This is a genomic window from Rhodococcus sp. DK176 (assembly GCF_038447315.2).
GTDB classification, from domain to species: Bacteria; Actinomycetota; Actinomycetes; order Mycobacteriales; family Mycobacteriaceae; genus Rhodococcus_F; species Rhodococcus_F jostii_A.
Map to the genome: position 1 here is coordinate 7,302,395 of NZ_CP118321.2, position 26,513 is coordinate 7,328,907.

Genomic DNA, 26,513 nt, shown 5'->3' on the forward strand with positions numbered 1-26,513 from the left:
GGATGCTTCCACGGAGTTCTTTTTTCTTGTCTGTTCGCGAACCTGGTGCCCCTTCTGGTGGCGCCTGGGCACTTCAGCGGGTGATGAGGCCCCAGATATTCTCGCAACCTGCTTCGAGAGCGGCGGTAGTCAAGGTGTCGTCCCAGTAGTGGACGGATCCGAATTCTGAGCGCCACGCCAGGGCGGGATTGGTGAATTCGTGCAGCCTGTGCTCGCGGGTGGTGCCGATCGCACCGTGCACCTGGTGGGCGTTACGGGCGACGACCGATGCCGCGTGTCCAGCACACGACCGGGCGACGGCAATGAGGAGTTCGAGGTTCTCACTCGACCACTGCGTGCGGACCGCTTCCGTCAATGCAGCTTCGGTCGCGGTTCGGGCGAGGGAAGCTTCTGCTGCCATGTCAGCCATCAGGTTCTGCACGGCTTGAAATCTGGCCAGTGGGCGTCCGAATTGCACTCGCTCGGTGGTGTGGGCGACGGAGAGATGGAGGATGCGGTCGAGGGCGGCACACACCTGCAGCGCTCGGATGAGGGCGCCCCGCAGAAAAAGTTGTCGGATCACCGAGTCCGACACTGGGGTCCCCGACAATGCGGTCGTGTCGGCGGAAACGATGGCGCGGGGTTCGTCGGCGAGGTTGGGGCGGGAGGTGATGTCGAAAAGTGTTGTCTCGAGGCCGGCGACGACGTACGTGTCGTTCTTCCGCCAGACTGTGACGATCTTGTCCGCCTGGGACGCCCACGGCACGCCGCGGGCGACGCCTTTCTCGTCTAGTACGCATGCGGTGAGGCGTGCATTGTCGATCGGTAGGCCGGCTTCCTCGAGGAGCCAACCGGCGAGCAGGTCGTGTTCGGCGAGAGGAATCCGGACCCCGTGCGACACCGCGGCGCGCAAGAGTTCCGCGGCCTCGTACCAGCCTGCGCCGCTGCCGCCGGTCTCTTCGCGGCCGGTCAGCCGGACAAGACCCAGTTCGTCGAGTTGTGCCCAGAGGGAGGGATCGCACGTGGCCATCGCGTTCTCGGGCCCGTTTCGTTCCCGGTGAGCGGAAAAGACCGCGGACATCATGTCGGTGAGGTCCGCGTCGACCGTGGTTGGTGCGTGCATCAGCGCATTCCCAATCCCCGCGCGATCACGCCGCGCAGAACTTCGTTGGTGCCGCCCCGCAGAGTAAATCCCGGGCGTTGGACGATGGCGTCCTCGAGCATCGAGGTGTAGTGAGTAGCCGAAGATTCATCGGTGAGGAGGTCGGCAAAGTCGGCTATGTCGCCTTCGGTGGACGTCCCGAGGACCTTGACCACGGCTGCGGCGGTGTCGGCGGGCTCGTGGCGCTCGAGTGCGCCCGCCACTGCGGTCGACATCTGGTGCAGACCGGCGATCCGTCCGAAATACCGGCCCAGATTCGACTGCCGCGGCAAGGTTCCCTGCTTCATCTGTTCGGCGGTCTTCGCGAGCAGGACGAACGTCGACAGGAATCGCTCCGGGCCGCTGCGTTCGAAGCTGAGTTCCGAGGTGACCTGCTGCCACCCGTTGTCGATGGTGCCGAAGACCATCTCGTCCTCGACGAGGACCTCGTCGAGGAGGACCTCGTTGAAGTGGTGCTGCCCGTTCATCGACACGATCGGCCGGATGTCGACTCCGGGGGCGTGCAGATCGACGATGAACTGGCTGAGGCCATCGTGTCGATGTGCCGGATCGAGTTGGGCGGTGCGAGCAAGGCAGATGAACGCGTCAGCGCGATGAGCACCTGAGGTCCAGACCTTGGCTCCGGTAATAGACCACCCTCCGTCCACTCGGGTGGCCTTTGTGCGCACACTGGCCAAGTCGGATCCGGAATCCGGCTCGCTCATACCGATACCGAAATAGCATTCTCCGCGCGTGATCGCCGGCAAGAACTTGTGCTTCTGGACCTCGGTGCCGTACTTCAGCAGCGACGGGACGATCTGCCGGTCGGCGATCCAGTGGGCGGCGACGGGGGCGCCAGCGGCGAGCAGCTCTTCGGTGACGACGAACCGTTCGAGGTGGCGGCGATCGTGGCCGCCGTACTCGGCCGGCACGGTCATGCCCAGCCATCCGCGGGCGGCCAATGCACGTGTGAAGTCTTCGTCCCAGCCAGTCAACCACGAGTCGATCTGTCGGCCGATCTTGCCTTCGCTGAGCTGCTCGGCAAGAAACTCACGGACTTCGGTCCGCAAGTCGTCCATGGCGTGTGGGTCACTGGAGACCGGGGGCACCAATCTGAGGTTGGTCATGATGTTTCTTCCATTCAGGAGGAGGTGGCCTGAGGCGACGTCGCCGTCACGACGGATGTATCGGCCAGCGCATGGACGCGGTCGGCGGAGTAACCGAGATCTTCGAGGATCGTGAAGGTGTCCTCTCCAAGTAAGGGAGCGTGTCGGCTGAACGAAATCGGTGTGCGCGACATCGCGAACGGAGTGCGGGTGGCGTAATACTTGCCTTCGGTGGGATGTTCACGCTTGGTGATCAATCCCTGGTCGAGGACGTAGGCGTTCTCGTGTGCGTGTGCGTGTGCGTGTGCGTGTGCGTGGGCGAGATCGAGTAGGTCGGACGCGGGAATTCCCTGTGTCTGACACAAGTCCAACCATTCCCGCGTGGTCCGGCTCGGGACGGCCTCACGGATCGCCGAGAGAAGTTCGCCCATGTGGGTGTGGCGGTCGTTCACCGAGGCGTAGCGGGGGTTGTTCACCAGATCGGCGCGGCCGGCGATGATGAAGAAGTCGTTCCAGTTCTTCGCCGAGTTCGGCATGATGCAGATCCAGCCGTCCGCCGTCTGATGCGGGACTCGTTCCGGTGTCAGCACGCGCGCCCATCCGAAGTTCACCGAAGTGCTCGACGAGTTTGAAGCCGATCATCGCGTCGACCATCGGTACGTCGACCTCCTGGCCGAGGCCGGTGTGATTCTTCTCCATCGCGGCGGCGAGGACGGCGGTGACGATGTAGAGCCCGACGACCTTGTCGGCGATGACGTATGGGGCATAACGAGGGTCTCCGAGAGTCGCTCGTAGGTGATGCCCAACTTCTGCCGGGAGCGCGGCCGTAGATTCGTCACCAACACATCCGCGTTGCGCACCAGGTCGTCGAGGATCTCACGGCCCTCCGCGGAGGCGGGTCGATCGCGTTGCTGCGCTTGTTGCGCTGAAGGTTGAGTGTCAGAGCGCTCATACCTTCATGGCGGCGGGCACCTATATCTCGGCTCATGTCACCGTCGAGGCTCTCGACCTTGATGACGTCTGCGCCCATGTCGGCGAGGGTTGCGGTGGCGAAGGGGCCCATGATCACGGTCGTCAGATCGATGACGCGCAGACCATGAAGAGCGCCGGGTGTGAGTTCCACTGAAACCTCTTTCACTGCGACAGGAAGCACTTCAAGGACTATGTCAGCCTGAGCGGGTTTCCGCAATAAAGGAGTGTTTTACAGATATAAGTAAGATAGAGTAGGTGGTGACCGCTCGGATGGAGCAGTGCCCGTAGGGAGAATGTGCCGTGATGCAATCAGATGACGCCCTGAATGTTCGAGGCCGCAGTCGCCATCGAACCGTGGACCGCATTGCTGCGATTCTCGAGCTCGTAGCCCGATCCCGCACCGGACTCACCTTGAGTGGGATGGCCAAAGAGCTTGACGCGCCGATCAGCTCGACGCAAGGTCTCGTCAACGGCCTCGTTGCGACGGGTTATCTCGAGGAGCACGAGCGACGGTACTCGCTCGGCAGTGCCCCGTATCTACTCAACCGCCTCGCAGGGCGGCAGCCCGTCTCGACGGTCACGCACGCCGACCTCGAAGACGTCCACGCGAGTTCCGGCTTGACGACCGTGCTGTCGATCGCCGTCGGTCCGAACATCTTCTACGTCGACTACTGCTCTTCCGACCCACGGTTCGCGTACCTCGCCGAGAATTACGTGAGGCGATCGCTCATCCGTACCTCCGGCGGCTGGATACTGCTTGCCGGGATGGAGAAGCGTGACCTCTGGGCGTACATCCAAACTCTGCCCGACGAGGATCGCGACACTGTCGAGCGGTTCTTCGCTGCCCTACCGGAGATCGAACAGACCGGAATCTGCGCCTCCCCCAACGAGTCGACCGACGGCGACGGTGTCTCGATCGCGGTTCGTGAGAACGGCAAGACCGTCGCCGCCGTCGGTGTCATCGCACCACACACCGTGATCACGAAGGAGCGCGACAGGCTGGTCGCCCTCTTGGAGCAAGGTGCCCGGAGTTGGTCCGATCGCAGCGTACGACCGTAATGCAGCCGACCCGGGACACCGTGGTCAGCCGGCGAACTGCTTGCCGAGGAATTCGACGACGGCACCGTGCAGTTCAGCGCTGCGCGGAATGGCGCCGGTCATCCAGTACACGGCATGGACAAGGCCTTCGTACAGTTCGACCTGCACGGGGACGTCCTGGTCGGCCAGCCTCCGACCGTAGTCCACGCCCTCGTCCCGAGTGACCTCGTATTCGTTGAGCAACAGCAGGGTGGAGGGAAGCCCCGCCAAATCCGCGGCCTTGGCCGGGGAGGCGTAGGGATTCTCGGCGTCTTCCGGGGTGGCCAGATACTGCTCCCAGAACCAGTCGATGGCTGCCGTGGTGACCAAGTACCCCTCGGCGTTCTCCTCGCGCGACGGGAATCGTGCCGTGCCGTCGATGACCGGATAGATCAATACCTGAGCGCGCAGTGCCGGGGCGCCGGTGTCGCGTGCCCGGAGGGCTGTGACCGCGGCCAGGTTGCCTCCGGCGCTGTCACCCATGACGGCTACGCGCGTGCCGTCGCCACCGAAGTCGGCTGCGTGCTCGACCACCCAGTTCAGTGCCGCGAACGCATCTTCGGGTGCGGCAGGAAACTTGTGTTCGGGAGCAAGCCGGTAACTCACTGCAGCCACGATGACTTTCGCATCGGCGGCGAGCGCGCGACATGGCTGCTCGGTGACGTCGAGGCTGCCGGCGACCCAGCCACCGCCGTGGATGTACACCACGATCGGCAGAGGTGTTTCGGACTCCGGGATGTATAGACGCACTGCCTGGTCGCCACCGGGGCCGGGGTAGACCGTATCGACGACACGAGCGACGTCCGCCTTCGGTGCCTGGAGGCCGCTGAAGGACTCGACGACCCCACGGACTTCAGCAATGCTCATCTGCTCGAACGACTTCAGTCCCTGCTCGTTCAAAGTGTCTATCAAATTCTTGACCGCAGGATCGAGTGCCATGGTGTTCTCCTTCATGTCATGAGCAAGTCTGTTCAGCCGACAGGTGGAGCCACCCTACGGGTGCGTTCGGCGCGGGGAGTGTCCGAAAATCACACACGCATCCGCGCGTGTGTTTCACAATCGGACACGCCGACGCCCTGCGGTTCTAGTTTGATTCGGAGTGATCAACAGACGGCTGGAATATCAGCGTCGCCGACAGAGAGGAACGGCAGTGAATGCGATTGCAGCGATCGAAGGAAGCGGTGACCATCGGATCCTGGTGTTGCACGGCTGGGCGCTGGACAGCAGCGTATGGCTCACCGCCCGCGCCCGGACGGATCAGTCCCGCTTCACCTACGCGTACCTCGACTTTCCGGGATACGGGGTCAACCGGCCCGAAGCACCGGCCGACGGAATCGACGGGATGGCCGCGGTCGCACTCGACGCCGCCGATCAGCTCGGATGGTCGACCTTTTCCGTTCTCGGACATTCGATGGGGGGCACCACAGCGCTTCGGGTGGCGACCCTCGCACCAGAACGCGTGACCTCGGTCGTCGCACTGACGCCCGTCTCCCCGGCAGGTACCCCTCTCGACGAAGCGACCTACGGTTCCTTCGCCGGGGCCTGGGCAGACCCGGGTGCGGCCATCCGTGGCGCACTGGCACCACACATCGACGAGACAGATCTGAAGAACCTCGTCGACCGCAACCGCTCGACGATGGACCAGGCAACCTGGGAGTCCTACCTGAAGAACTGGACCAGTCCCGACTTCCTCGACCGGATGGGCACCTACGAAGGGCCTACCACCCTGATCGTGGGTGAGAGCGACCCGTTCGTCACCGCCGAGTACCTCGGGGACACGTTGGCGGCCTTGAAGAACGGGAACCTGAAGACCATTCAGGGCAAAGCCGGGCACTACCCCATGGTGGAGAACGCTCCGGAGACGGTGGCGTTGTCGGAGCAATCTCTGTAGTGATCTGACCGGGAACGCAATCCGGGTTCCGACCATGCCACGTTCGAATCGCGAATCCAGGGAGGATTCTCACCATGTTGAATCACGTTGTGACATTCAAATGGAAGCAGGACATCAGTGACGAGCATATCGAGTCCTTTCACGAAGCTCTGAGCGCAGTCTCGGAGAAGATTCCGGAGGTCGTGGAATACCGTTACGGAAGGGATCTGGCCCTCAAGCCCGGCAGTGGCGATTACGCAATCTCCGCGACCTTCGAAGACGTTCCCGACTTTCGCACATACCTGGCACATCCCGATCATGTGCGCCTCGTCCAGGAATTCATCTCGGTGATGGCCGAATCGTATTCGTCCGTTCAGATCGAATTCGCCTCGCGATAGACGCGACCGGACCGTCGTTCGTCGAACGACGGTCCGGTCGACAGTATCGCTCGTTTCCGAAAGTTGTGATCCAGTGGTGAGTGTCGAACACACCGGGCAGACCCCGTCACGTGGTGCCCTGAGCCGTCCCGTCTCGGTACGTGACGACGCGGCTGCGTGGGTGGAGGCGTGGCCGGATGCCCGAATACTTCGCGTGAACGGTCGCGGTCAGGTCCGGCTTGTCGACAGACAACTGATGCTGGAACCGGCCGCCGACCTCTACTCCGAGCCTCCCGCGCGCGCCGTGCTGCTCGGCGTCTGTGGCACGGTTCACGAGTGGGCGGTGCGGGACGAGTTCCTCGCTGACAATTCCTCTGCGGGAACCGAGGTCGAGCTCGGTGACCTGCGCTCACACGGAGCACTCCTCGATGCTGCTGACGCCGACCGGTATGTCACAGCGTTGGCATTGCTGACGTGGCAGGACGACGCCCATTTCTGCGCGAGGGATGGGGCGCCGACAACGATCACCTCGGGTGGTTGGATGCGCGTGTGCACGACGTGCGGCCGGGAGGAATATCCGCGTACCGATCCGGCGATCATTTGTCTGGTGCACGACGGGGCGGACCGAGTACTGCTGGCGCGTCAGGCGAACTGGCCGGCACGGAACTTCTCGACGCTGGCGGGCTTCGTCGAGGCGGGTGAGTCTCTGGAAAGCTGTGTGGCGCGGGAAGTTGCGGAGGAGGTTGGTCTCGTCGTCTCCGACGTGGTCTACGTCGGAAGTCAGCCCTGGCCCTTCCCACGCTCCCTCATGCTCGGATTCCATGCCACGGCCGATCCTCGAGACGAGCTCGTCTTCATGGATGGCGAGATCGGCGAAGCTCTCTGGTGCACCCGCGCGGAGGTACGGGAGGCTCTGGCTGCAGGGGATTGGACGAGCTCGGCGGATGCGCACGTGTTGTTGCCCGGCGCAGTCTCGATTGCGAGGCGCATGCTCGAGGCCTGGGCGCGAGCCCGTGATTGACGCTCTGTCTCGATCGGCACGGTCCCGTCATCGACTGGCACTACTGCGGAAGGAACCGGCTTCCGTCGATTCCCAGGGCGCGCATCTTGCGGTAGAGGGTGGAGCGAGCTACCCCCAGGCGTTGCGCAGCCAGTAGTTTGTTGCCGTCGGTCTCGACGAGTGCCCTGAGCAACGCGTCACGCTCCGCCAATTCGAGTGAGGTCGAGGCATTTCGGCGGCGTAGATCACCGTCGCGGTATCCGTCGGGCAGATGCTGCACTCCGATGTCGGAGCCCATCGACCGCAGGAGCGAGGACGCCAGAACCGATTCGAGCTCTCTGACGTTTCCCGGCCAGTCCCGCGCGACCAGCAGTTGCAGAGCAGTGGGTTGCAGTCGCAGGCCGTTGCGGTCCGGGGAGTGCTTACGTAGTAAGGCGACACTGATGTCGGCGATATCTTCGGACCGAAGTCGCAGTGGATCGATCTCGATGCGGCGCATGAAGTGATCGCACAGTCGTCCGGCGGGGCCTTGACGGACCCCCTCGCCGGCGGTGGCAATGATGTGAGCGCGATTGTCGACGGCCTCGCTGAGGATCGCGCAGACGTTGGAGACCAGTTGTTCCGGCAGGAGATCGAGATGCCGGATGATGAGGGCTCCGGCGACCTTGTTCCAATTGACCAGTCCGGCAATCCACGCGTCGGGGTCGACGGAGGCGGTACCAGCGTCGAACACGGTGAAATGGCCGTCGGCATCCTGCATCCGGTGGAGGGCGCTCGCGGCAAAGAACTTGCCGGCGCCGGGTTCTCCGGTGACGAGCACAGGTGCGTCGATCGCGGCGAGTCGCTCGAGTTCGGTCTGCAGTCGCTTCGTCGACAAACTGCGGCCGGGAATCTTGACAGTCTCCGTGCGCCTTTCGACCGGGGAGGCCGACACCAATTGACGGGCGGGCGACTTCTTCGTATCGCGGGGATGTGGCCTCATCTCGATGACGATGCCCGCCGGCGTTCGGGAGTCTCCGACTCTACGTGCAGTTGCGGAAACCGCGACGTTGTCGGCGAGCCTGACTTCCCCGATGAACTCGTCGCGGCCGGCCAGCATTCGGCATGCCCAATCCCACAGGAGCGCCTGGTCGGACGTGTCGACGATCTGTGCGGCCATCGGAGTTGTCATGATGACATCTTGATTCAAGGACACCACTGCAGAGGAGCCACGTCGAGAGGCCTGCAGGAAGGACTTGAGAAGCAGTTGCTCGCGATCGGAGGACTCGGCGTAGAGGCGCGACTGAATTTCGCGAACGGCTGATTGCGCCAGGGCACCCATCAGCGCGTTGGAGTCCGACAGGTTGGAGGTGATGTCGAGGATCCCCTCCACGGTGCGGGTGATCGGATGGATGATAGGAACACCGACGCACGCCAGGCTCTGCAGCGCCTCACGGAAGTGCTCACCACCGCTGACTTGGAACGGTCGTCGCTCCTCCAACGCGGTGCCGATCCCGTTGGTGCCGGTATCCTCCTCGGCATAGCGGAAACCGGGTGCCACGTAGGCGCGGTCCAAACGCGCTCGCAACCCTGCGTCGCCCGCCCTGCGGTCGACGATCTGAGCGGCGGAATCGGCCAGCAGGATGGTCGCGGGTGCGTCCTGCAGGTGCAGGACGAGGTTGTCGATCACCGGATCGGCGGCTCTCCTCAACCGGCTGTCACGATCCACGTCCGGCGTATAGGGAAGGTCGCCATCGCCGGCCGAGACGCCGATAACTTCACACCGCCGCCATGACGCCTCGATCTCGGGTCGGAGGGTGCTCAACTCCTGGCTCTCTCGTGATGGCACTGATGTCCAGAATCGTTCACGTTCATTCAATGGCTCGCGGCCCGCCTTGTCGATACTCATAGCCACCTTACATCACTGGTCAGGGGATTTTCCGAGCTGACCCTCCTTGGAATGTAACCTGGCTCACATCTTTGTGTGTGTCCCGTTTTGCTACAGTCCGCTCGTTGTATCGGACCTGGTGGGGATGACTGCAACGTTGTGGTCGCGACCATCGGAGACTGTGCTCGCCTGGTCTGTCGATGTGGGCTGACCTGTGTTTTCCCGATGCTGTCGTCTGATGTCGGCTTTGTCGATCTTGCCCATTGCAGTCTTGGGGATCTCATCGACTCTCACGAAACGATCGGGCAGCCAGAATCGGGGGAGTGTTGTCGCCAGGAACGTCCGGAGCTCCTCGTCGGTCACGTCGGCGTCCAGCCGGAGCCACGCGAGGGGGCGTTCCTGCCATGTGTCGTCCGGTATGGCGATGACGGCGGCCTCCGAGACAGCAGGATGAATCATGAGCGCATTCTCGAGGTCTACCGAGGAGATCCACTCCCCACCGCTCTTGACGAGGTCCTTTTCGCGGTCCTTGATCTGCAGGCCGGCATCTGGGTGAACGGTCGCCACATCGCCGGTGCGCAGCCAGCCGTCTCGAAAGCTGTCCGCCGTTCGTGGATCGTCCAGGTATTCCCGGGCGACCCACGGCGAACGTACTTCCAGTTCGCCGACGGTCTGACCATCCCAGTGTTGCGGTGAGCCGGATTCGTCCACGACGCGGAGCTCGAACAACGGCAGTGGCCTGCCCTGCATCGAGCCGCCGGGGGAGAAGGTGCCCATCGGAGATGTCTCGGTCATTCCCCATCCATTTACGACGCGGGCGCCTTGCTCAGCCCACCACCGCGCCAGAGCGACCGGCGGCACCTGCCCTCCGAGCCACATCGTCTTCAGCTCCGAGAGATCGTAGCCACAGTTTCGGCGAAGGTGCTCGTCGCGCATGAGGGCGGCGACCGTTGGCGAGCCGACGAAGGTGTCGGGCCGTTCGCCATGGATCAAGTCCAGGAACCGCTCGGGTGTGGGGTGCGGTCCGGGCAGCACCAGACGTGCGCCCTGGAGCGCCGCCGCGTAGGGGACACCCCAGCCGTTGACGTGCGACATTTGGGTGGCGAGCAGGTAGGCCCGCTCCGCGTCGATCTCGACTCCGCCCTTGGTGCTGATCGCCATGGCGTGGAGCACGATGCTCCGGTGGCTGTAGACCACGCCCTTGGGCGACCCGGTCGTGCCCGAGGTGAAGCAGATCGACGCCGCAGTGTTTTCGTCGACCTCCTGGAAGGTCCCGTGGGTGGATGCACCCGAAACGAACTGATCATAGGGAATGACCTGGTCGAAGTCATCGATCGCACCGGGTTCGCCCACAACGATGAGGTGGCGAACCGTGGGAATCCGGCCACGCATCGCCTCTACCGACGGGAGGAGATCCTCGTCGACGATCAGAACCTCATCTGAAACATGGTTGATCGTATAGGCCATGTGTTCGACCGGCATGCGGTGATTTACCGTGTGCAGGACGGCCCCGAGCGCTGGAACCGCGAAGTATGCCGCCAGGTGCTGACGGGTATTCCACGCCATGGTTGCGACTCGGGACCCACGTTTCACGCCGATCGATGCGAGCGCACCGGCCAGATCCCTCACGTCGGAGACCAGGTCCCGGTACGTGAAACTGCGAACCCCGTCCGAAGTCCAGGCCGTGTTGATCCGAGCGCCGTTCACGTTCTCGGCGCGCCACAGCAGCCTCGCCACCGACAATTGACTACTCATCATGAGCCCATCCACCGGTCCTACCGCCTTTCATCAGATTGCTCCAAGTCGGGTCCTCGATGGATGCCAACTCTGCGACGACGTAATAGGCCGATCCTGTACCCCCCGTCGGGCACAAGGTGTCCTATAACGAGTCATCGCTCGCCCCAACGTGGTGTTGCATTTTCGGACATTCGTTTGATCACTCAGCGGACAACAGTGGTAGAAACGCGGGTTTGAAATGCCGAGCCCGAAACGACTCCAAATCTAAAGGGGCACAATCATGACCGAATACACGCTGCGAACCATTGTCGACGGTTACTCGTACCTCGAGGGCCCCCGCTGGCATGACGGACGTCTCTGGTTTGCGGACTTCTACACCCACACCGTGAATGCCGTGAACGCCGACGGCAGCATCGAACTTGTCGCGACGGTCCCGCACCAACCCTCTGGGCTCGGCTGGCTACCGGACGGGCGGCTGCTGATCGTGTCGATGAAGGACCGCAAGGTGCTGCGTCAAGAGTCGGACGGCACACTCGTCGAGCATGCCGACATCCACGACCTATGCGGTGGCCACGCCAACGACATGGTCGTGGACGCCCAGGGTAGGGCCTACGTGGGCAACTTCGGATTCGACCTCATGGGTGGGGCGCCACACGAGCACACAACTGTCGTCCTCGTCGACACCGACGGAAGCGCCTCGATCGTCGCCGACGGACTGTCATTCCCCAACGGCATGGTCATCACTCCCGATGGTTCAACCCTGCTGGTCAACGAATTGTTCGGCAATCGGATCTCGGCATTCGACATCCACCCGGACGGCACGCTCGGCGAGCGAATCGAATGGGCCGGCTACGGAGACCTCGGTGCCGAGCCCGACGTCGGCACACGACTCGAGGCCGCCACGATCGTGCCCGACGGTCTGACCCTCGACGCCGAAGGCGCCGTGTGGATTGCCGATGCCGCGAACAACCGAGCGGTGCGGATCGCCAAGGGCGGCGAAATCCTCGACGAGGTCAGCACCGCACCCGACGGGGTGTTCGCCGTCGCGCTCGGCGGCGACGACGGACGCACCCTGTTCTTGTGCGTCGCACCGAATTTCGACGAGACCGAACGCACCGCAACCCGTCTGGGGCGCATGCTCGCCACCGAAGTGGACGTACCACACGCCGGCCGCCCCTGACCCTCCGGATCCCGCTGTGGAACCCTCTCCCGCAGCGGGTCCGGCGTTGATCTCACATTTCAACTGACCAAGGAGCCCCGGGGTGTTCACTACCTCCTTCACACGGATCTTCGACGTGGAGCATCCCGTCGTCTGTGGCGGCATGACTGCGGTCGGCACTGCCGACCTCATCGCCGCCGTCGCAAACGCGGGTGCTCTCGGATTCCTCTCCGCTCTCTCCCAGCCGACACCCGAAGCCTTGGCCGAGGAGATCGCAAGGTGTCGGTCCATGACCGACCGACCCTTCGGTGTCAACCTGACGATCCTGCCAACCCTCAAACCTGTTCCCTACGAGGACTACCGCGCTGCCATCATCGACTCCGGCGTGGGCGTCGTCGAAACGGCGGGTAGCAACCCCGCTCCCCATCTGCACGCCTTCGCCGCCGCCGGCGTCAAGGTAATCCACAAGGCCGTCTCCGTGCGCCACGCGCTGAAGGCGGAGAAGCTTGGAGTCGACGCGGTCAGCGTCGACGGGTTCGAATGTGCCGGCCATCCCGGTAACGACGACGTCCCCGGTCTCGTCCTGATCCCTGCCGCCACCCGCAAACTGTCGATCCCCGTCGTCGCCAGCGGCGGATTCGCCGATGGTGCCGGCCTGGCGGCGGCTCTGGCATTGGGGGCCAGCGCTATCAACATGGGAACCAGATTCGTCGCCAGCACAGAGGCGACGGTCCACGAGAACGTCAAACGCCAGATCACCGTCAACGACGAACGATCCACGCAACTGGTGTTTCGAGAGTTCAACAACACCGCCCGCGTCGCCCGCAACGCCATCTCGGAGAGAATTTCCGAGATCTCCGCGCTTCCGAACGCAACATTCGACGACGTCGCCGATCTGGCCTCCGGGGTGCGCGGTCGCCAGAAGGTTCTGGCCGGCGGTGACGTGGATGCCGGCTTGTGGTGGGCCGGGCAATCACAGGGACTGATCGACGAGATCCTCACCTGCGAGGAGATCGTGACCGGCACGGTCAATCAAGCCCATGATCTGATCGTGAACAGACTTCCCCAACTTGCGGGTGCCGTCCGATGATCCGCACCGTGGATGTCGAGTACGAGACGATCGCCCTCGAACTGCGCGACGGCGTGCTCATCGTGACGCTGAATCGACCGGAGTCGCTCAACGCCTTCACCATCTCCATGGCTGATGAGCTCGAGCACCTCTTCCGGGCCGTCAATGACGACGACGACGTCAATGCCGTGGTGGTGACCGGCTCGGGCCGTGCGTTTTGCGCCGGTATGGATCTCACGACCGACGGCAACGTGTTCGGCCTCGACGAGACATTGGAGCCGACGCTCCACGATATGGGTGACTTGCAGGACCCGGTCGTTGCCCGCGGCGTCCGCGACACCGGTGGTCGGGTCACACTTGCGGTGTTCGACTGCCTCAAACCCGTGATCGCCGCCGTAAACGGCCCCGCCGTGGGCATCGGAGCCACCCTGACATTGTCCATGGACGCCCGACTCGCCTCCACAGCAGCACGATTCGGGTTTGTCTTCGGCCGCCTCGGGATCACACCCGAAGCAGCCTCGACCTGGTTCCTGACGAGGATCGTCGGACTCGATACCGCACTCGACCTCGTGTACTCCGCCGACATCCTCGACGCGGCCGACGCGGCCGAGATCGGCCTGGTTCGCTCGGTCCACTCGCCGGACGAACTTCTCGATGCCGCGCTTGCACTGGCACATCGCTTCACTCGCGATCGGTCGCGTGTCGCGACCGCCCTGACCCGGCAGATGATGTACCGCAACGCGCTTCTCGATCACCCCGCCGAGGCTCACCGCATCGATTCACTCGCCATGTTCTACACCAGTATCGGAGATGGAAGAGAAGGTGTCCAAGCATTCCGAGAGAAGAGGAAGCCCCAGTTCAAGGGACGCGTATCAACCGACCTTCCTGACTTCTACACCGACTGGATAGAGCGGTAGCGTCGCTGAGGCATAGCTGTGATGTCCCTCGCGGAATACGGGTAGCACCTTTCATCGTCACTGCCTACCGGCCAATGAAATCCCATCAGTGTCGACGAGCCCACGGTTGGCCGATCAGTTTGATCGGGGCAGTTCCACAGTCCGATGGCCGCGTGAACCCGGCGTTTCTCTCTTGCGGTCGAGGGTGCTGGTTCGGGGGTGCCCGCCGAGATCATCGCCACACCTGCGCGGCCGGCCAACTGAGCGACGGCTGCGCAGGTGGAAGAAAGTGCACCGGCACCTTCCTCTAGACGCGATGCGACGCACCTCTCAGTTCTGGGGTGGGGGACCTCAGCCACGAGTTATTCGCGCAGAGGAATTTCGCGATGACCGGGCCATGAGACCGCTGGCCACGGCCCTCCCCGTGTTGCGGGTCCCAGATCTTGGTGACGCGAGCATCACGCCAAGCGCGGGCCAACCGGTACTCGTTCATATAGCCCTGCCGCCTTGGACTTGGACGCAGTGGGCGATCACGTCGTTCTGCACCTGCGAGGACCACCATTTGGCATTGGCAGCGTCAATCGGCGTCAACTCAGCGCCCACGTGGGCAATCGCGTACTGATCGATGACTGCTCGGGCGACTTCGATCGAGTAACGAGATCGGCGAGGGGCAACCCATTGTGCTGAAACTGACCGATCGAATGACCAAAAGCTTTGTGGTTCTTGCTTTACACCACGGTCTCGTCGAGGATCTGCGCTGCGCTGGCGAGGTTGCTGATCGCGCACTCGAGCCGCTCCTGTTGCGAGTGTGTCATCAGGTGGAAGAAGCGGTAGTCGAGCTCACCGATAATGTTATCCGAGGGAACCTGGACGTTCTCGAACAACAGGTCCGCAGCAACTGACGCGTCTGGACCGACCTGGTCAGGCTTGCGACCGCGGAAGTAGCCCTTCACATCGGGTTCGATCGCAGCGAGCACCTCGCCACTCCATAACCTGGCGGGAGCCAGCGCTGTTCTGCTCCTCACTGTGCGTAGGACAGGGGTACGGTGCCACGCCGTCGGCGTGGATGCCGACACCGGAGCCGGGCGCCATGCTCAACGTGCAGAGTTATGCAGGAGTGCCCGGACTCCTGCAGGCCGTTCTTCCGGCCAAAAATGTTGCTGCAGTTGAATGGTGGATGCCGGTGATGAACTGACCGTTCGCCACGCGAGGCATGCGTGCACGTGTGCCCGGTGCCCGCCGCGTGTCCGGTGGATCGATATCGGACAGTCCCGGGTTCTCGAACGGCCCTAGCGTATGTGATGTCGGTCATACGAACGGGCCGGCTTGGCACACATCGATCTGCTCCTCGGCGCGGGTCCCAGGCATTTCACTCAAGGAGGCAGCATGACCACGGCATCGATCGATACGAGGGAGCTCGACGAGGCGAACGGCGTCTTGGACGTTCTCGTCGTCGGAGGCGGCTTCGCGGGTCTGTATCAACTCGATCAACTTCGTTCACGCGGATTTTCGGTGAAGGTCGTCGAAGCCGGTGACTCGCTTGGGGGCATCTGGTACTGGAATTGCTACCCGGGTGCTCGAACCGACAGCACCGGGCAGATCTATCAGTACTCACGCGAGGACCTGTGGAAGGACTGGAGTTACGATGAGCTCTACCCGTCATGGTCCGGTGTGCGCGACTATTTTGCCTATGTCGACCGCAAGCTCGATCTGTCTCGAGACATCATCTTCAGTACGCGGGTGACGTCTGCGGACTTCGACGGCGAGCGAAACCAATGGACAGTGCGCACCGACACGGGCCGGATGCTGCGTGCCAGGTCTGTAGTGATCTGCACTGGATTCGGCGCCAAGCCGCACATTCCCAGCATCAACGGGCTCAACAGCTTTGCAGGCGAATCTCACCACACCGCATTGTGGCCCCAAGAAGGTCTGGACATGGCCGGCAAACGCGTGGGGATCATCGGCACCGGGTCGAGCGGCGTTCAGGTCACCCAGGAGGCCGCCGCGGACGCCGAACAGATCACCATCTTCCAGCGGACACCCAACCTTGCGCTTCCGATGCGGCAGCAACAGTTGACAGGCCAGCTCAAAGAGAAGCTGAAGGAAAACCTTCCCGAGCGATTTGCCCAGCGCCGGAGGTCGTTTGCCGGGTTCGACATGGACTTCATCCCGAAGAGCGTGTTCGAAGTCTCGGACGAGGAGCGAGCTGACACGTACGAACGGATGTGGGCTACCGGCGGTTTCGAGCTGTGGCTCGCCAATTATCAAGACATCTTGCTCGATGAACGCGCGAACCGCATCATGTACGACTTCTGGCGCGACAAGGTCCGTCAGCGCGTCACCGATCCGGTCAAGGCTGAGAAGCTTGCCCCGATGGATCCGCCCCATCCATTCGGGACGAAGCGACCCTCGCTGGAGCAGAACTTCTATGATGTGGTGAACCAGGAGAACGTCGACATCGTCGATGTGAACGAGGATCCGATCGAGCGGATCACCCCGGCGGGTGTCCAGACCAAGTCCGGTCTGCACGAGTTCGACATCCTGGTGTTCGCGACAGGTTTCGACGCGAACCGCGGTGGCATCACGTCGATCGACATCCGAGGAACCAATGATCAACTGTTGAGCCACAAGTGGTCCGAGCGGCTCGATACCTTCATGGGACTCACCACTGCGGGATTCCCCAACCTGATGTTCGTGTACGGCCCGCAGAGCCCAGCCGGATTCTGCAACGGGCCCACTTGCGCGGAGGTACAGGGTGAGATCGTTGTCGACTTCCTGACCCACGTTCGCGACGGCGGATACCAGCGGTTCGAGACCAGCGAGGACGCTGAGCAATCATGGACGGCGCACGTGGAGGAAGTCTTCCATATGTCGCTCTTTCCGCGGGCCAAGTCTTGGTATCACGGGGCAAACATTCCCGGTAAACCGAGCCAGATGCTCAACTACTCCGGCGGCCTTCCTTCCTACTTCGACCACTGGGAGGAAAACGTCGCGGCCGGGTACAAGGCCTTCACACTGTCCTGATGACGTGCGCGAACGGCGGACAGGTCGACCTACAGCGGATCGCGCGGAAATCGTCAGGCGCAGGGCCCGGCGGCCCTCACATCCTGCCAACGAGTTCCGATGACGGCGGTCGTCGCGGCATCCGACCTGTTCGCCCTCGACGCGCGCGAGCCGCCGGCCCGACGACCGTCCGGCGGCCGCTCGTCGACACTGGCCCAAACCGGCGCAACTGCTGCTAGAGCTTGTGTCAATGGTGAGTGGCGGGGTATCGCGAAGGCGCCGACCGAGGATGCGATAAAGCCTCGCCGCAGGAGAACATCCTGCAGAGCCGGGTAGGCGTCCCGTGGAGTGGTGGGGCTTGGGGCCGAGCGGCGCGGCTCCGACGTAGAGTCTGACCTGTCCGAGCTACTCGACGCATTCCGTATCGCATTTCGCACGAAACCTGTTGGCGCACGTCCACAAGTCGCACGCCAACATGGTCGCCGCCGTGTTCCACACGTTCTTCGCCCAGCCCGATCCCGCCACCGCGCCTCCACGTGGGACGAGGCCCGATACCCCTTTGGCAGTTCCGGCACGCCAAGAATTCGGCCCGGTTCACGGTGTTCGACCACCACGCCCCCGAAAGGACCCCTCAACGGTGACCGGAAGCGTCCCGAACGAGCAAGGGCAGACAGCGCGGCGGCCGCTGATGCCCGATCATCTATGGAAATCTCCACCGCGATCACCCGGTGTGGTGGGCGACAACCGGTAATACGTGACTCCGGACGAATTTCTCGCGTCCCGGCACCCTCTGGTTTGCCGGGACGTAGGGTCCCGGGGTCAGAGCAGTAGGTGGAAGATGTCGAAGGCGACGTTCCATTCGGCGGTCCCGGGGTTCTTGCGGTCCGGCTCGACCGTGACGAAGGTATGCGCCAGCGCCACGCTCAAGCCTCCGGCGATCAGCGGCAGTCGCTGCTCGGTCTCCTCGGAGAGGGCCACGTCCAAGGGCGGCCGGGCCGTCAGTTGATCGAGCAGAGGCTGTAGTTCGATCTCCTCGTCCAGTTTCTCGAACCGGTGGATGCTCTCCTGCAGCCCCTTGGTGATCGGCAGGTCCCACGGTTCGATCACGTCCCGCAGGTTTGCCTTGGCCGAGGCTTTGCCGATGAGGATCACGTCGTAGATCTTGTCGTCGATGAAATCCGTATAGCGCTTGAGGTCGTTTCGGTCGACCTGCAGTCCAGCCGCTGCCCGGAAGAACCGCTGGAATTTCACGGTGCCCATCACTGGCATGTCGTCAGCTCCTTTCGAAGTATTCATGGATTTGGCGTACCGCCATCGCTCCTTCACCGACCGCGGATGCGACTCGTTTCACCGAGCCGCGGCGGACGTCGCCCGCCGCGAATAGGCCGGGCCGGCTGGTTTCGAGCGTCCTGGACAGCCCGGCGCTGATCGGCCGGTTGCCGTCTCCTCGGGCGTGGACCGCGTCCATGCCCGTGAGGACGAAGCCGTGGTCGTCGAGTGCGATCGCGTCGGCCAGCCACCCGGTGTGCGGCGTCGCCCCGATGAAGACGAACAGGGCGTGCACCCGGATCGTGTCCTGGTCGCCCGTGCGATTGTCCTCGACCACGATTTCGTCGAGGTATTTCTCGCCGTGGACCATACGAATCTCGGTGTTCCGGTGCACGGTAACGCGCGGGTGGTGCTCGATCTGGTCGACCAGGTATCGGGACATGCTCTTTCCGAGGTCATCGCCGCGGATGAGCAGGTGGACGTGGGAGACATGGCCGGCGAGGAAGACAGTGGCCTGGCCGGCGGAGTTTCCGCCGCCGACGATGGCCACCGGATCGGTGCCGCACATCCGCGCTTCCTGGTAGGTCGCGGCGTAGTACACGCTCGTTCCCTCCAGTGCCTCGATTCCCGGGACTGCCAACTTGCGGTATCGCGCCCCGGTGGCGAGCACGACGGCCCGGCCGCGGACCGCGCCGCCGTCCGCCAGCCGGAGCACATGGTTCCCGGCCTCGGATCCCAAACCGGTCACCTCCGCCGACACCAGGATGCGGGCGCCGAACTTTCCGGCCTGGATCACGGCCCGCTCGGCCAATTCGGAGCCGGAGACCCCTGCCGGGAAGCCCAGGTAGTTCTCGATCCGGGAGGAGGTACTGGCTTGGCCGCCCGCGGCGATCGACTCCAGTGTCACCGTGTTCAACCCGTCCGAGGCACCGTACACGGACGCGGCCAGACCGGCCGGTCCGGCACCCACGACCACGAGGTTGCACACGTCCTGGGCTGCGTCCGCGACCGAGTCCGGGACCGGAAGCCCGACGATGCGGGCGAGTTCCGCATTCGTCGGATTGCGCAGCACCTTGTCGCCGTGCCAGATCACGACGGGAGTGTCCTCGGGGGCGACGTCCAGGCTGCGCAGCAGCTGCTCCGCCCGTTCGTCCCGCTCCAGATCGATCCACCGGTGGGGCAACCGGTTTCGGATGGCGAACTCGCGAAGCCGCAGCGTATCCGGGGAATAGCAGGAGCCGATGATCCGGTACCCCGAGCCGAGCCCGATCAGCAGGTGCCGGCGCACCAGGTAGGCGCGCAGGATCAGATCGCTGAGCACAAGATCGTGGGCAACCAGCCCGCGCACCCGCTCGGCGGGGAGGACGAGCATCTCACCATCCTCGATCGCTTCGGCGGTGAAGAACGCCACCTGGCCTTCCAGCAGTCCGAGCTCGCCCAGGAAGCGGCCGGGACCGTGCACGCGCAGTATCCGGCGTTCGCCGTCCCCGTCGCCCTCGTCGAGGACCGCGACCTTGCCGGAAAGGATGACGAAGAAGTCGTTGCTGGGCGCGCCCTCTCGGATCAGCACCTCGCCGGCGCGAACCGATCGACGCGTGCCACCGACCTCGAGCGTCGCGACCTGGTCGTCCGTCAGCCGCGGGAAAGCACCTTCCTCGTCCGGAGTCTCGTCGACCGGCTGATTGACGCCGACGGGTGCGGCGTCCTCAGACGAAGTTCTGGTCGACATAACACCACCGCCAATCTTCACCTGGCTCCATCGACTGGACGATCGGATGGCCGATGGCGTGAGCGTGCGCGCTCGCGTGCTTGCCCGGCGAAGAGTCGCAGCAACCGACGTGTCCGCACGTCAGGCACAGCCTCAGATGCACCCACGGGGTGCCGAGGCGAAGACATTCCTCGCAACCCTGCGGGGTCCGGGGCACCACGGCCCGGATCGCGGCCACGTGTGGGTCCGCATGGACATAAGTCATGACTTCGCTTCCTTGCCTGCATTTTCCGAGAGCGCCTGATCGAGCCACGTGCGCAGCTGGGGTACCGGAGCTGCGCCCGCCTGACGAGCGAGGACCTCACCCCGGTCCATCACCAGCAGAGTTGGTACGGCGCGGACGGTGAACCGTTCGGCCGTCTGGGGAGCAGCATCCACGTCGACCTTGACCAGCTTGATCTGACCTGCGCGTTCTCTGGCGAGCTGCTCGAGCGCCGGGCTGACCATGCGGCACGGGCCGCACCAGGTCGCCCAGAGATCGACCAGCACAGGCACCGAGGACTTGTCGGCGACCTCCGCGAAGTCGTCGTCCCCTGCCGCGGCGATCCACGGCAGCGGCTCGTGGCAGTTCCCGCAGCGGGGTTTTCCGTCCCCGGCCGCCGGCACCTTGTTGACCTTGCCGCAGTGCGGACACTTCACCTTGTCGGATCCCATGACGACACCTCTCCTCAGGCCGCCGCGACGGCGGGTTCCGCATACGCGACGGCGAGCTCGCCGCCGTCCACCGTGACACTGATGGTGCCACCCGGTTCGATTTCGCCCCGCAACAGCGCACGACCGATCTTGGTCTCTACCTCGTGGGCGATGTACCGCCGCAGCGGCCGCGCACCGTAGACCGGGTCGAAACCGTGTTCGGCGATGAGCCGGCGTGCCTCCGGCGTGATATCCAGGTGTATCTGGCGCTCCGACAACCTGTTCCGAAGATCGGTGAGCTGCAGCTCGACGATGTGCTCGATCTGGGGCAGCGTGAGCCTCAATTTTTCGTGCCGTGTGCCTGAGGTGTGGATTTCGGCTGGGATGTGCTGGTGCGGGACAGATATTGGTGTGTGGGTATAAGGGCGCGCCCGATGTCGCTCGGGTGGTGCCCGGTTCCACTGGCCGGGTTGGCTTTCGTGAGTCGTAGGAGCAGGAGGCCGCGGTCAGGTGAAGGCGGCGCGGATGCGATACCACGCTGCGGCGATCGCTTGGGCCCATTGCCAACTCGAATCGATCCGAACCCGGACCGCCCGGGCGCCGCGGGTGATGCGGGCCGCGACGTGCAAGACCCGGTAGCGGAAGGTGTCGATCTCGCAGCGGGCCAGGTCCGGGTGGTCGCCGAAGCCGATCAGCTTCGCCCAGGCGACCAGGTCGGTGGCGGCCAGGACGGTCTCGAGCCAGGCGGCGTTCGCGTCGAATCGCTGACACGGCAGATTCCGCAGCCCGGTCGCCTTGGCCTGCCGGATCCGGTCCTCGACCCGGGCGTGCTGCCGATGCCGCAGTTCGAGTCCGGCCAGTCCACCGGGCACCACTCCTTTCGGCGTGTCGGTGATGAACGCGGTGATCCGGTGCCCGTCGGAATCGGTGAACCGTAGCTGCGCCCCCGGGTGCGGGCGTTCCTTGCGCAGCACCAACCGGGTTCCCTCCGGCCAGGCGTCGAGATCGACCAGATCGGTGGCCTCGGCGACCCAGGCGCCGTCGCGGACCTCGCCGTCGGAGTCGATCGCCGGCACCCAGGTGGCCTTCGCGTTGAGTGTTTCGGTGGCAGCACGGACACGGTCGTCGACGGCGAATCCGAAGGAAAACCCCACCCCCGCGGTTCGGCAGGCGTCGGCGAATCCGTGGGTCGCCCCGGCCGAGTCGCTGCGCACCAGAATCTTCTGCCCGGCAGGGTCGGTCGGATCGGGCCGATACGCCGGTGGCAGCGAGTCCAGTGCCCACCCGAGGACGGTGACGTGGTCGGCTGCGGTGTTGCTTCCCGCATTCCCCGGACGGAGCAACCCGGCCAACGCCTCACCGCCGGCGATGTCGGGCCGGTCCAGAAAGGCCAGCAGCGGGTGGAATCCGTAGGTCTTCTTCCAGGTCGCAGCTGCGTTCTCCTTGTTATCGGAATGGTCGAGGGTGATGGTGGCATCGATGTCGATCCGCAGCCACTCCGCCTTCGGAGCGGCCCCTGCCGCCCACGCCTGCTCCCGGGCCCGGGCACGCGCGGCGCGTATCCCGGGCAGGTGCGCGGCATCGATCCGCTCGTCAACCAGCCGCCACATCGTGGTCGTCGACGCCGACGGACCGAACACATGCTCGCGGCCACCACAACCACGTGCGGCAACGTCCACACAGTCGGCACCGTCGGCGACCGCGGCGGCTAGGTCGGCGAACACCGCACCCGGGGCATGCGCCCATTGCCCGCGGTAGGTATCGGCCAGCACTGCCGTGACCTGCGCGGACAGCCCAGTCAGGTCCGCCATTTCCCGCAGCATCCCCACACCGGCATGCGACACCACACCCCGTCCGTCGGCCGATACTTTCACCCGTGAACCCGCTGCGATACTCTTCACCTGCGAAGTGCCTTCCCGTTGGCATTGTGGAACCGTAGAGAAGTCCCATTATGCCGTGCAGGACAGGCACTTTCGCTTATCTACCCACCCTGATCCGCGCTCCTGCACGAAAAGTTCAGGCGAGCGGGGTGAACAACACGATGTCGTCGACCCGGTTGAGGAACTCGGGACGGAAGTGCCCGCGCAGTTCCGCCAGCACCCAGTCCCGGGCGTCCGGCTTGATCTCGCCGTCGGCTGTGACTCCCTCGAGCAGATGCTGGGATCCGATGTTGGAGGTCATGATGATCACCGTGTTCCGGAAATCGACTTGCCTGCCTTGAGAATCGGTGATCCGGCCGTCATCGAGCACCTGCAGCAGGGTATTGAAGACGTCGGCGTGGGCCTTCTCGATCTCGTCGAAGAGCACCACGGAATACGGCTTACGCCGCACCGCCTCGGTGAGCTGGCCACCCTCGTCGTACCCGACGTACCCGGGGGGCGCACCGATGAGCCTGCTCACCGTGTGCCGCTCCTGGTACTCGCTCATGTCCAGGCGCACCATGTTGTCTTCGCTGTCGAAGAGGGCACTGGCCAGCGTCTTTGCGAGCTCGGTCTTTCCCACGCCCGTCGGGCCCAGGAAGATGAACGAACCGATCGGCCGGCGCGGATCACGGATACCGGACCTCGCCCGGATCACCGCGTCTGCGACCAGTTGCACCGCCTCGTCCTGACCGACGACCCTCTCGTGCAGAATCTCGTCGAGCTTCAACAGCTTCTCCCGCTCGCCTTCCTGCAGCCGGGCGACCGGGATACCCGTCCATGCGGCCACGATCTCTGCGATCTCGTCTTCGGTGACCACTTCACGCAGCAACGGATTCCGGCCCTGCCTGGTGGCCAGTTGCTCCTCCGCCGCCTCGAGCCTGCGTTCCAGCTCGGTGATCTCGCCGTATCGCAACTCGGCGGCCCGATTGAGGTCGTAGTTGCGCTCCGCCTCCTCGGCCTCGTGGCGCAATCGTTCCAGCTCTCCCCGCAGCTCCTGCACCCGCCGGATCGCCTGCCGCTCCGCCTCCCACTGAGCGTGCCGGGCGTCGGCCTCGGCCCGCAGGTCGGCCAGCTCCTTACGCAGCTCTTCGAGGCGCGCCTTGCTGGCCGCGTCCGTTTCCTTGGACAGCGCGGCCTCTTCGATCTCCAGCCGGGTCACCTTCCGCGTGAGCTCGTCGAGTTCGGCGGGCATCGAATCGATTTCGGTGCGTAGCCGGGCACACGCCTCGTCCACCAGATCGATCGCCTTGTCCGGAAGGAAGCGGTCGGTGATGTACCGGTGCGAGAGGGTCACGGCGGCCACCAGTGCGCCGTCCTGAATCTTCACGCCGTGAAACACCTCGAGGCGTTCTCGAAGTCCGCGCAGAATCGAGATCGCATCCTCGGCGCTGGGCTCGTCGACGAGAACGGTCTGGAAGCGACGCTCCAGTGCCGCGTCGGATTCGATGTGCTTGCGATACTCGTCGAGAGTGGTGGCACCGATCATGTGCAGTTCGCCGCGAGCGAGCATCGGCTTGAGCATGTTGCCGGCGTCGAGAGACCCCTCGCCGCCGACTGATCCCGCACCGACCACTGTATGTAACTCGTCGACGAACAACAGGATGCGCCCCTCGGCCGCCTTCACCTCGGACAGCACCGCCTGCAGTCGCTCCTCGAACTCGCCGCGGTACTTCGCACCGGCCACCAGGGAACCCATGTCGAGCGAAAAGATCGTCTTGTCGCGCAGGCCCTCGGGCACGTCGCCGCGGACGATCCGCTGGGCGAGGCCCTCGACGATCGCGGTCTTACCGACGCCGGGGTCGCCGATCAGCACCGGATTGTTCTTCGTCTTCCGGCTCAGGATCTGCGTTACCCTGCGGATCTCGGCATCTCGGCCGATGACCGGATCGAGTTTGCCTGCCCGCCCCTCGGAGACGAGGTCGCGTCCGTACTTCTCCAGAGCCTCGTACGCCCCTTCCGGGGTCGCCGAGGTGACGCGTTGATTGCCGCGCACTTTCGTCAGCGCCGTGAGGAATGCCTCTCGTGTGACCCCATGACTGGCGAGGACCCGCCCCGCCGCACTGGCCGACCCCTCCTCGGAGAGGGCCATCACGAGATGCTCCACCGACACGTAGGAATCCTTGAGTCGCTTCGCCTCCCGTTCCGCGGCGTCGAGCAGCTTGGCCAGGCGCTGGGTGATCATCACCTGACCGGGCGTCGCGCCGGGGCCGCTGACCTTCGGCCTGCGCGACAGTTCACGTTCCAGGTCGGATCGCAGGGCATCGACGTTCGCGCCGGCCTGCTCGAGCAGTCGGGGGACCAACCCTTCCTGCTGGTCGACCAACGCGAGCAGCAGGTGCTCTCCGTCGACCTCGGTGTGACCCATTCTGGTCGCTACGTTCTGGGCTTCCTGCAGGGCTTCTCGTGACTTCTCAGTCAGGCTGCCGGTGTCCATGGGGGTGTCCTCCTTCTGCGGGAAGCTGCTTCGAGTTTCTCGATTCGATCCAGCAGATCGAGCACGAGCCCGATTGCCGAGTAGTTCAGGCCCAGACCGGTCCGCAGCCGTTGGATGCGGGCGGCGTGGGCCACTTCGGACGGTTCGAACGACATCTCGCCGCCGGCGTCGCGGCGGGCGTCGAGCAGGCCGAGAGCCACAAGCTTTCGTGCCAGGTCCGGGTGCAGCCCGGTACGTTCGGCGAAGGCATCTGGCGACAATCCGGCACGGCGAACCAAGACGTACTGGGTGACCGGGGTCGGGGTGCTCATGTCTCTTTCCTCGGATCGAAGTTCGATTCGGTGGCCAACTGCTCGAACAGCTCGCGTTCGCGTGCTGTCGGTTTCGCCGGCACCATCACCTTGATCTCGGCGTAGAGGTTGCCGTTGGCGCCCCGCGAATTGGGCATTCCCTCTCCCCGCAGGCGCAGCTTCCTTCCCGTCGACGAGCCTGGAGCCACTTTGACTTTCGCCTCGCCACCCGGGGTGGGAACGACGACGGTCGACCCGAGGACCGCCTCCCATGGCGATATTGGCAGGTCGACGTAGATGTCCCGGCCCTGTACCCGGAACCGGGAATGCGGCTTGATCCGCACCACGAGGTACAGATCCCCGGGCGGCGCGTCACCGTTGCCCCGGCCGCCTTGCCCGGCCAGCCGGATTCGCTGGCCGTCCAGGACACCGGCCGGAATGTCGACGTCGTACTGCCGTCCGTCCAGTCTGAGAGTGCGTTTGCCGCCCCGGTACGCCTCTTCCAGGGTCAGTTCCAGTTCCGCTTCCTGATCGGCGCCGGGAATCGGCCCGTACCCGCCACCGCCGCCGAACATCTGCCCGAAGAGGTCCTCGAAGTCGACGCCGCCTTCGCCACCGACACCGTGACCGAAGTGCACCCTTCTGCCCCCGCCCCCACCGCCGTACCCGCCGCCACCGTACCCACCGGCGCTTGCCCGGACCCGTTCGTCGTAGTCCTCGGGCACACGCCGGAAGTCGGCACCGAATCGGTCGTAGCGTTTCCGGGTGTCCGGGTCGGACAACACCTGGTAGGCCTCGTTGGCCTCCTTGAACTTGTCCTCCGCAGTGGGGTCCTTGTTCACATCGGGGTGGTACTTGCGGGCCAGCTTGCGGTAGGCCTGCTGGATTTCGTCGGCGGCGGCGCCCCGCGGGACCCCGAGCGCTTCGTAGTAGTCACGCGCCAT

23 protein-coding genes and 3 pseudogenes are annotated in these 26,513 nt (G+C 64.3%); 8 read left to right on the plus strand and 18 right to left on the minus strand.

The window, feature by feature from the left end:
* Positions 1-73: 73 nt before the first annotated feature.
* The 5 genes and pseudogenes from PSR88_RS33935 to PSR88_RS33955 all read right to left on the minus strand — a co-directional run bounded on the left by PSR88_RS33935 (position 74) and on the right by PSR88_RS33955 (position 3,289).
* Entirely contained in the window at positions 74-1,102 is a 1,029-nt protein-coding gene (locus tag PSR88_RS33935) for an acyl-CoA dehydrogenase family protein (RefSeq protein WP_016885029.1), read from the minus strand.
* A complete protein-coding gene (locus tag PSR88_RS33940) occupies positions 1,102-2,247 on the minus strand; it encodes an acyl-CoA dehydrogenase family protein (protein ID WP_016885030.1) in 1,146 nt (381 codons plus the stop codon). The genes PSR88_RS33935 and PSR88_RS33940 overlap by 1 nt, the downstream gene beginning before the upstream one ends.
* A gap of 14 nt (positions 2,248-2,261) precedes the next feature.
* Positions 2,262-2,837: a CoA transferase gene (locus tag PSR88_RS33945; protein ID WP_016885031.1), complete on the minus strand. Its 576-nt coding sequence runs from the start codon at positions 2,835-2,837 to the stop codon at positions 2,262-2,264.
* Between the two features lie 70 nt (positions 2,838-2,907).
* Positions 2,908-3,086 (minus strand): annotated as a pseudogene (locus tag PSR88_RS33950) (hypothetical protein); the annotation flags it as partial.
* Positions 3,062-3,289, minus strand: a complete 228-nt coding sequence (locus PSR88_RS33955) for a CoA transferase (RefSeq protein ID WP_272943408.1) — start codon at positions 3,287-3,289, stop codon at positions 3,062-3,064. The gene PSR88_RS33955 and the pseudogene PSR88_RS33950, both read right to left, overlap by 25 nt.
* Positions 3,290-3,501: 212 nt before the next feature.
* Between PSR88_RS33955 and PSR88_RS33960 the strand changes: the two genes are divergently transcribed.
* A complete protein-coding gene (locus PSR88_RS33960; RefSeq protein WP_011598510.1) occupies positions 3,502-4,257 on the plus strand; it encodes an IclR family transcriptional regulator in 756 nt (251 codons plus the stop codon).
* Between the two features lie 24 nt (positions 4,258-4,281).
* Here PSR88_RS33960 and PSR88_RS33965 read toward each other — a convergent pair whose 3' ends face one another.
* Entirely contained in the window at positions 4,282-5,214 is a 933-nt protein-coding gene (locus tag PSR88_RS33965) for an alpha/beta hydrolase (RefSeq protein ID WP_009479906.1), read from the minus strand.
* Between the two features lie 211 nt (positions 5,215-5,425).
* Between PSR88_RS33965 and PSR88_RS33970 the strand changes: the two genes are divergently transcribed.
* From PSR88_RS33970 to nudC, 3 genes are all read left to right on the plus strand, one after another.
* Positions 5,426-6,166 (plus strand): alpha/beta fold hydrolase, encoded by a 741-nt coding sequence (locus tag PSR88_RS33970; RefSeq protein ID WP_011598511.1) that lies wholly within the window; start codon positions 5,426-5,428, stop codon positions 6,164-6,166.
* Positions 6,167-6,240: 74 nt separating this feature from the next.
* Entirely contained in the window at positions 6,241-6,543 is a 303-nt protein-coding gene (locus tag PSR88_RS33975) for a Dabb family protein (protein ID WP_005568216.1), read from the plus strand.
* A 73-nt stretch (positions 6,544-6,616) separates the two neighbouring features.
* Positions 6,617-7,543, plus strand: a complete 927-nt coding sequence (gene nudC / locus PSR88_RS33980) for an NAD(+) diphosphatase (RefSeq protein WP_011598512.1) — start codon at positions 6,617-6,619, stop codon at positions 7,541-7,543.
* A 40-nt stretch (positions 7,544-7,583) separates the two neighbouring features.
* On the opposite strand, the gene PSR88_RS33985 is transcribed toward nudC, so the two are convergent.
* A complete protein-coding gene (locus PSR88_RS33985; RefSeq protein WP_237724239.1) occupies positions 7,584-9,230 on the minus strand; it encodes a sigma-54-dependent Fis family transcriptional regulator in 1,647 nt (548 codons plus the stop codon).
* A gap of 270 nt (positions 9,231-9,500) precedes the next feature.
* Positions 9,501-11,147, minus strand: a complete 1,647-nt coding sequence (locus PSR88_RS33990) for a long-chain fatty acid--CoA ligase (RefSeq protein ID WP_029539804.1) — start codon at positions 11,145-11,147, stop codon at positions 9,501-9,503.
* A 259-nt stretch (positions 11,148-11,406) separates the two neighbouring features.
* On the opposite strand from PSR88_RS33990, the gene PSR88_RS33995 reads away from it, so the two are divergent.
* The 3 genes from PSR88_RS33995 to PSR88_RS34005 all read left to right on the plus strand — a co-directional run bounded on the left by PSR88_RS33995 (position 11,407) and on the right by PSR88_RS34005 (position 14,271).
* Positions 11,407-12,306, plus strand: a complete 900-nt coding sequence (locus tag PSR88_RS33995; RefSeq protein ID WP_009479911.1) for an SMP-30/gluconolactonase/LRE family protein — start codon at positions 11,407-11,409, stop codon at positions 12,304-12,306.
* A gap of 82 nt (positions 12,307-12,388) precedes the next feature.
* The gene (locus tag PSR88_RS34000; protein ID WP_016885038.1) at positions 12,389-13,375 is read left to right on the plus strand and encodes an NAD(P)H-dependent flavin oxidoreductase; all 987 of its coding nucleotides are present in this window, start codon (positions 12,389-12,391) and stop codon (positions 13,373-13,375) included.
* On the plus strand, positions 13,372-14,271 hold the full coding sequence (locus PSR88_RS34005) for a crotonase/enoyl-CoA hydratase family protein (RefSeq protein ID WP_016885039.1): 900 nt from the start codon (positions 13,372-13,374) through the stop codon (positions 14,269-14,271). Before PSR88_RS34000 ends, PSR88_RS34005 begins: the two co-directional genes overlap by 4 nt.
* 707 nt (positions 14,272-14,978) lie before the next feature.
* Here PSR88_RS34005 and PSR88_RS34010 read toward each other — a convergent pair.
* Positions 14,979-15,227: a hypothetical protein gene (locus tag PSR88_RS34010; RefSeq protein ID WP_016885040.1), complete on the minus strand. Its 249-nt coding sequence runs from the start codon at positions 15,225-15,227 to the stop codon at positions 14,979-14,981.
* A gap of 409 nt (positions 15,228-15,636) precedes the next feature.
* Here PSR88_RS34010 and PSR88_RS34015 point away from each other — a divergent pair, with 409 nt between their 5' ends.
* Positions 15,637-17,274, plus strand: coding sequence for a flavin-containing monooxygenase (locus tag PSR88_RS34015; protein ID WP_009479916.1), 1,638 nt, complete (start codon positions 15,637-15,639; stop codon positions 17,272-17,274).
* A gap of 798 nt (positions 17,275-18,072) precedes the next feature.
* Here the strand turns inward: PSR88_RS34015 and PSR88_RS34020 are convergent.
* From PSR88_RS34020 to PSR88_RS34060, 9 genes and pseudogenes are all read right to left on the minus strand, one after another.
* Positions 18,073-18,513: a DUF1931 family protein gene (locus PSR88_RS34020; protein WP_016885041.1), complete on the minus strand. Its 441-nt coding sequence runs from the start codon at positions 18,511-18,513 to the stop codon at positions 18,073-18,075.
* 13 nt (positions 18,514-18,526) lie between these two features.
* Positions 18,527-20,251 carry an FAD-dependent oxidoreductase gene (locus PSR88_RS34025; protein ID WP_342338756.1) on the minus strand — a complete coding sequence of 575 codons (1,725 nt, stop codon included), beginning with the start codon at positions 20,249-20,251 and terminating at the stop codon, positions 18,527-18,529.
* Complete coding sequence (locus PSR88_RS34030; RefSeq protein WP_011598522.1) at positions 20,229-20,495, minus strand: ubiquitin carboxyl-terminal hydrolase 14; 267 nt, start codon at positions 20,493-20,495, stop codon at positions 20,229-20,231. Before PSR88_RS34030 ends, PSR88_RS34025 begins: the two co-directional genes overlap by 23 nt.
* Entirely contained in the window at positions 20,492-20,944 is a 453-nt protein-coding gene (trxA, locus tag PSR88_RS34035) for a thioredoxin (protein ID WP_007297768.1), read from the minus strand. The genes PSR88_RS34030 and trxA overlap by 4 nt, the downstream gene beginning before the upstream one ends.
* A gap of 14 nt (positions 20,945-20,958) precedes the next feature.
* A pseudogene (locus tag PSR88_RS34040) lies at positions 20,959-21,261 on the minus strand (type VI secretion system ATPase TssH); the annotation flags it as partial.
* 168 nt (positions 21,262-21,429) lie between these two features.
* A complete protein-coding gene (locus tag PSR88_RS34045) occupies positions 21,430-22,824 on the minus strand; it encodes an IS1380 family transposase (protein WP_342338071.1) in 1,395 nt (464 codons plus the stop codon).
* Positions 22,825-22,945: 121 nt separating this feature from the next.
* Positions 22,946-25,279, minus strand: a pseudogene (locus PSR88_RS34050) (ATP-dependent Clp protease ATP-binding subunit); the annotation flags it as partial.
* Positions 25,261-25,590 carry a chaperone modulator CbpM gene (locus tag PSR88_RS34055; RefSeq protein ID WP_016885045.1) on the minus strand — a complete coding sequence of 110 codons (330 nt, stop codon included), beginning with the start codon at positions 25,588-25,590 and terminating at the stop codon, positions 25,261-25,263. The pseudogene PSR88_RS34050 and the gene PSR88_RS34055, both read right to left, overlap by 19 nt.
* Positions 25,587-26,513 (minus strand): J domain-containing protein, encoded by a 927-nt coding sequence (locus PSR88_RS34060; RefSeq protein ID WP_342338759.1) that lies wholly within the window; start codon positions 26,511-26,513, stop codon positions 25,587-25,589. Before PSR88_RS34060 ends, PSR88_RS34055 begins: the two co-directional genes overlap by 4 nt.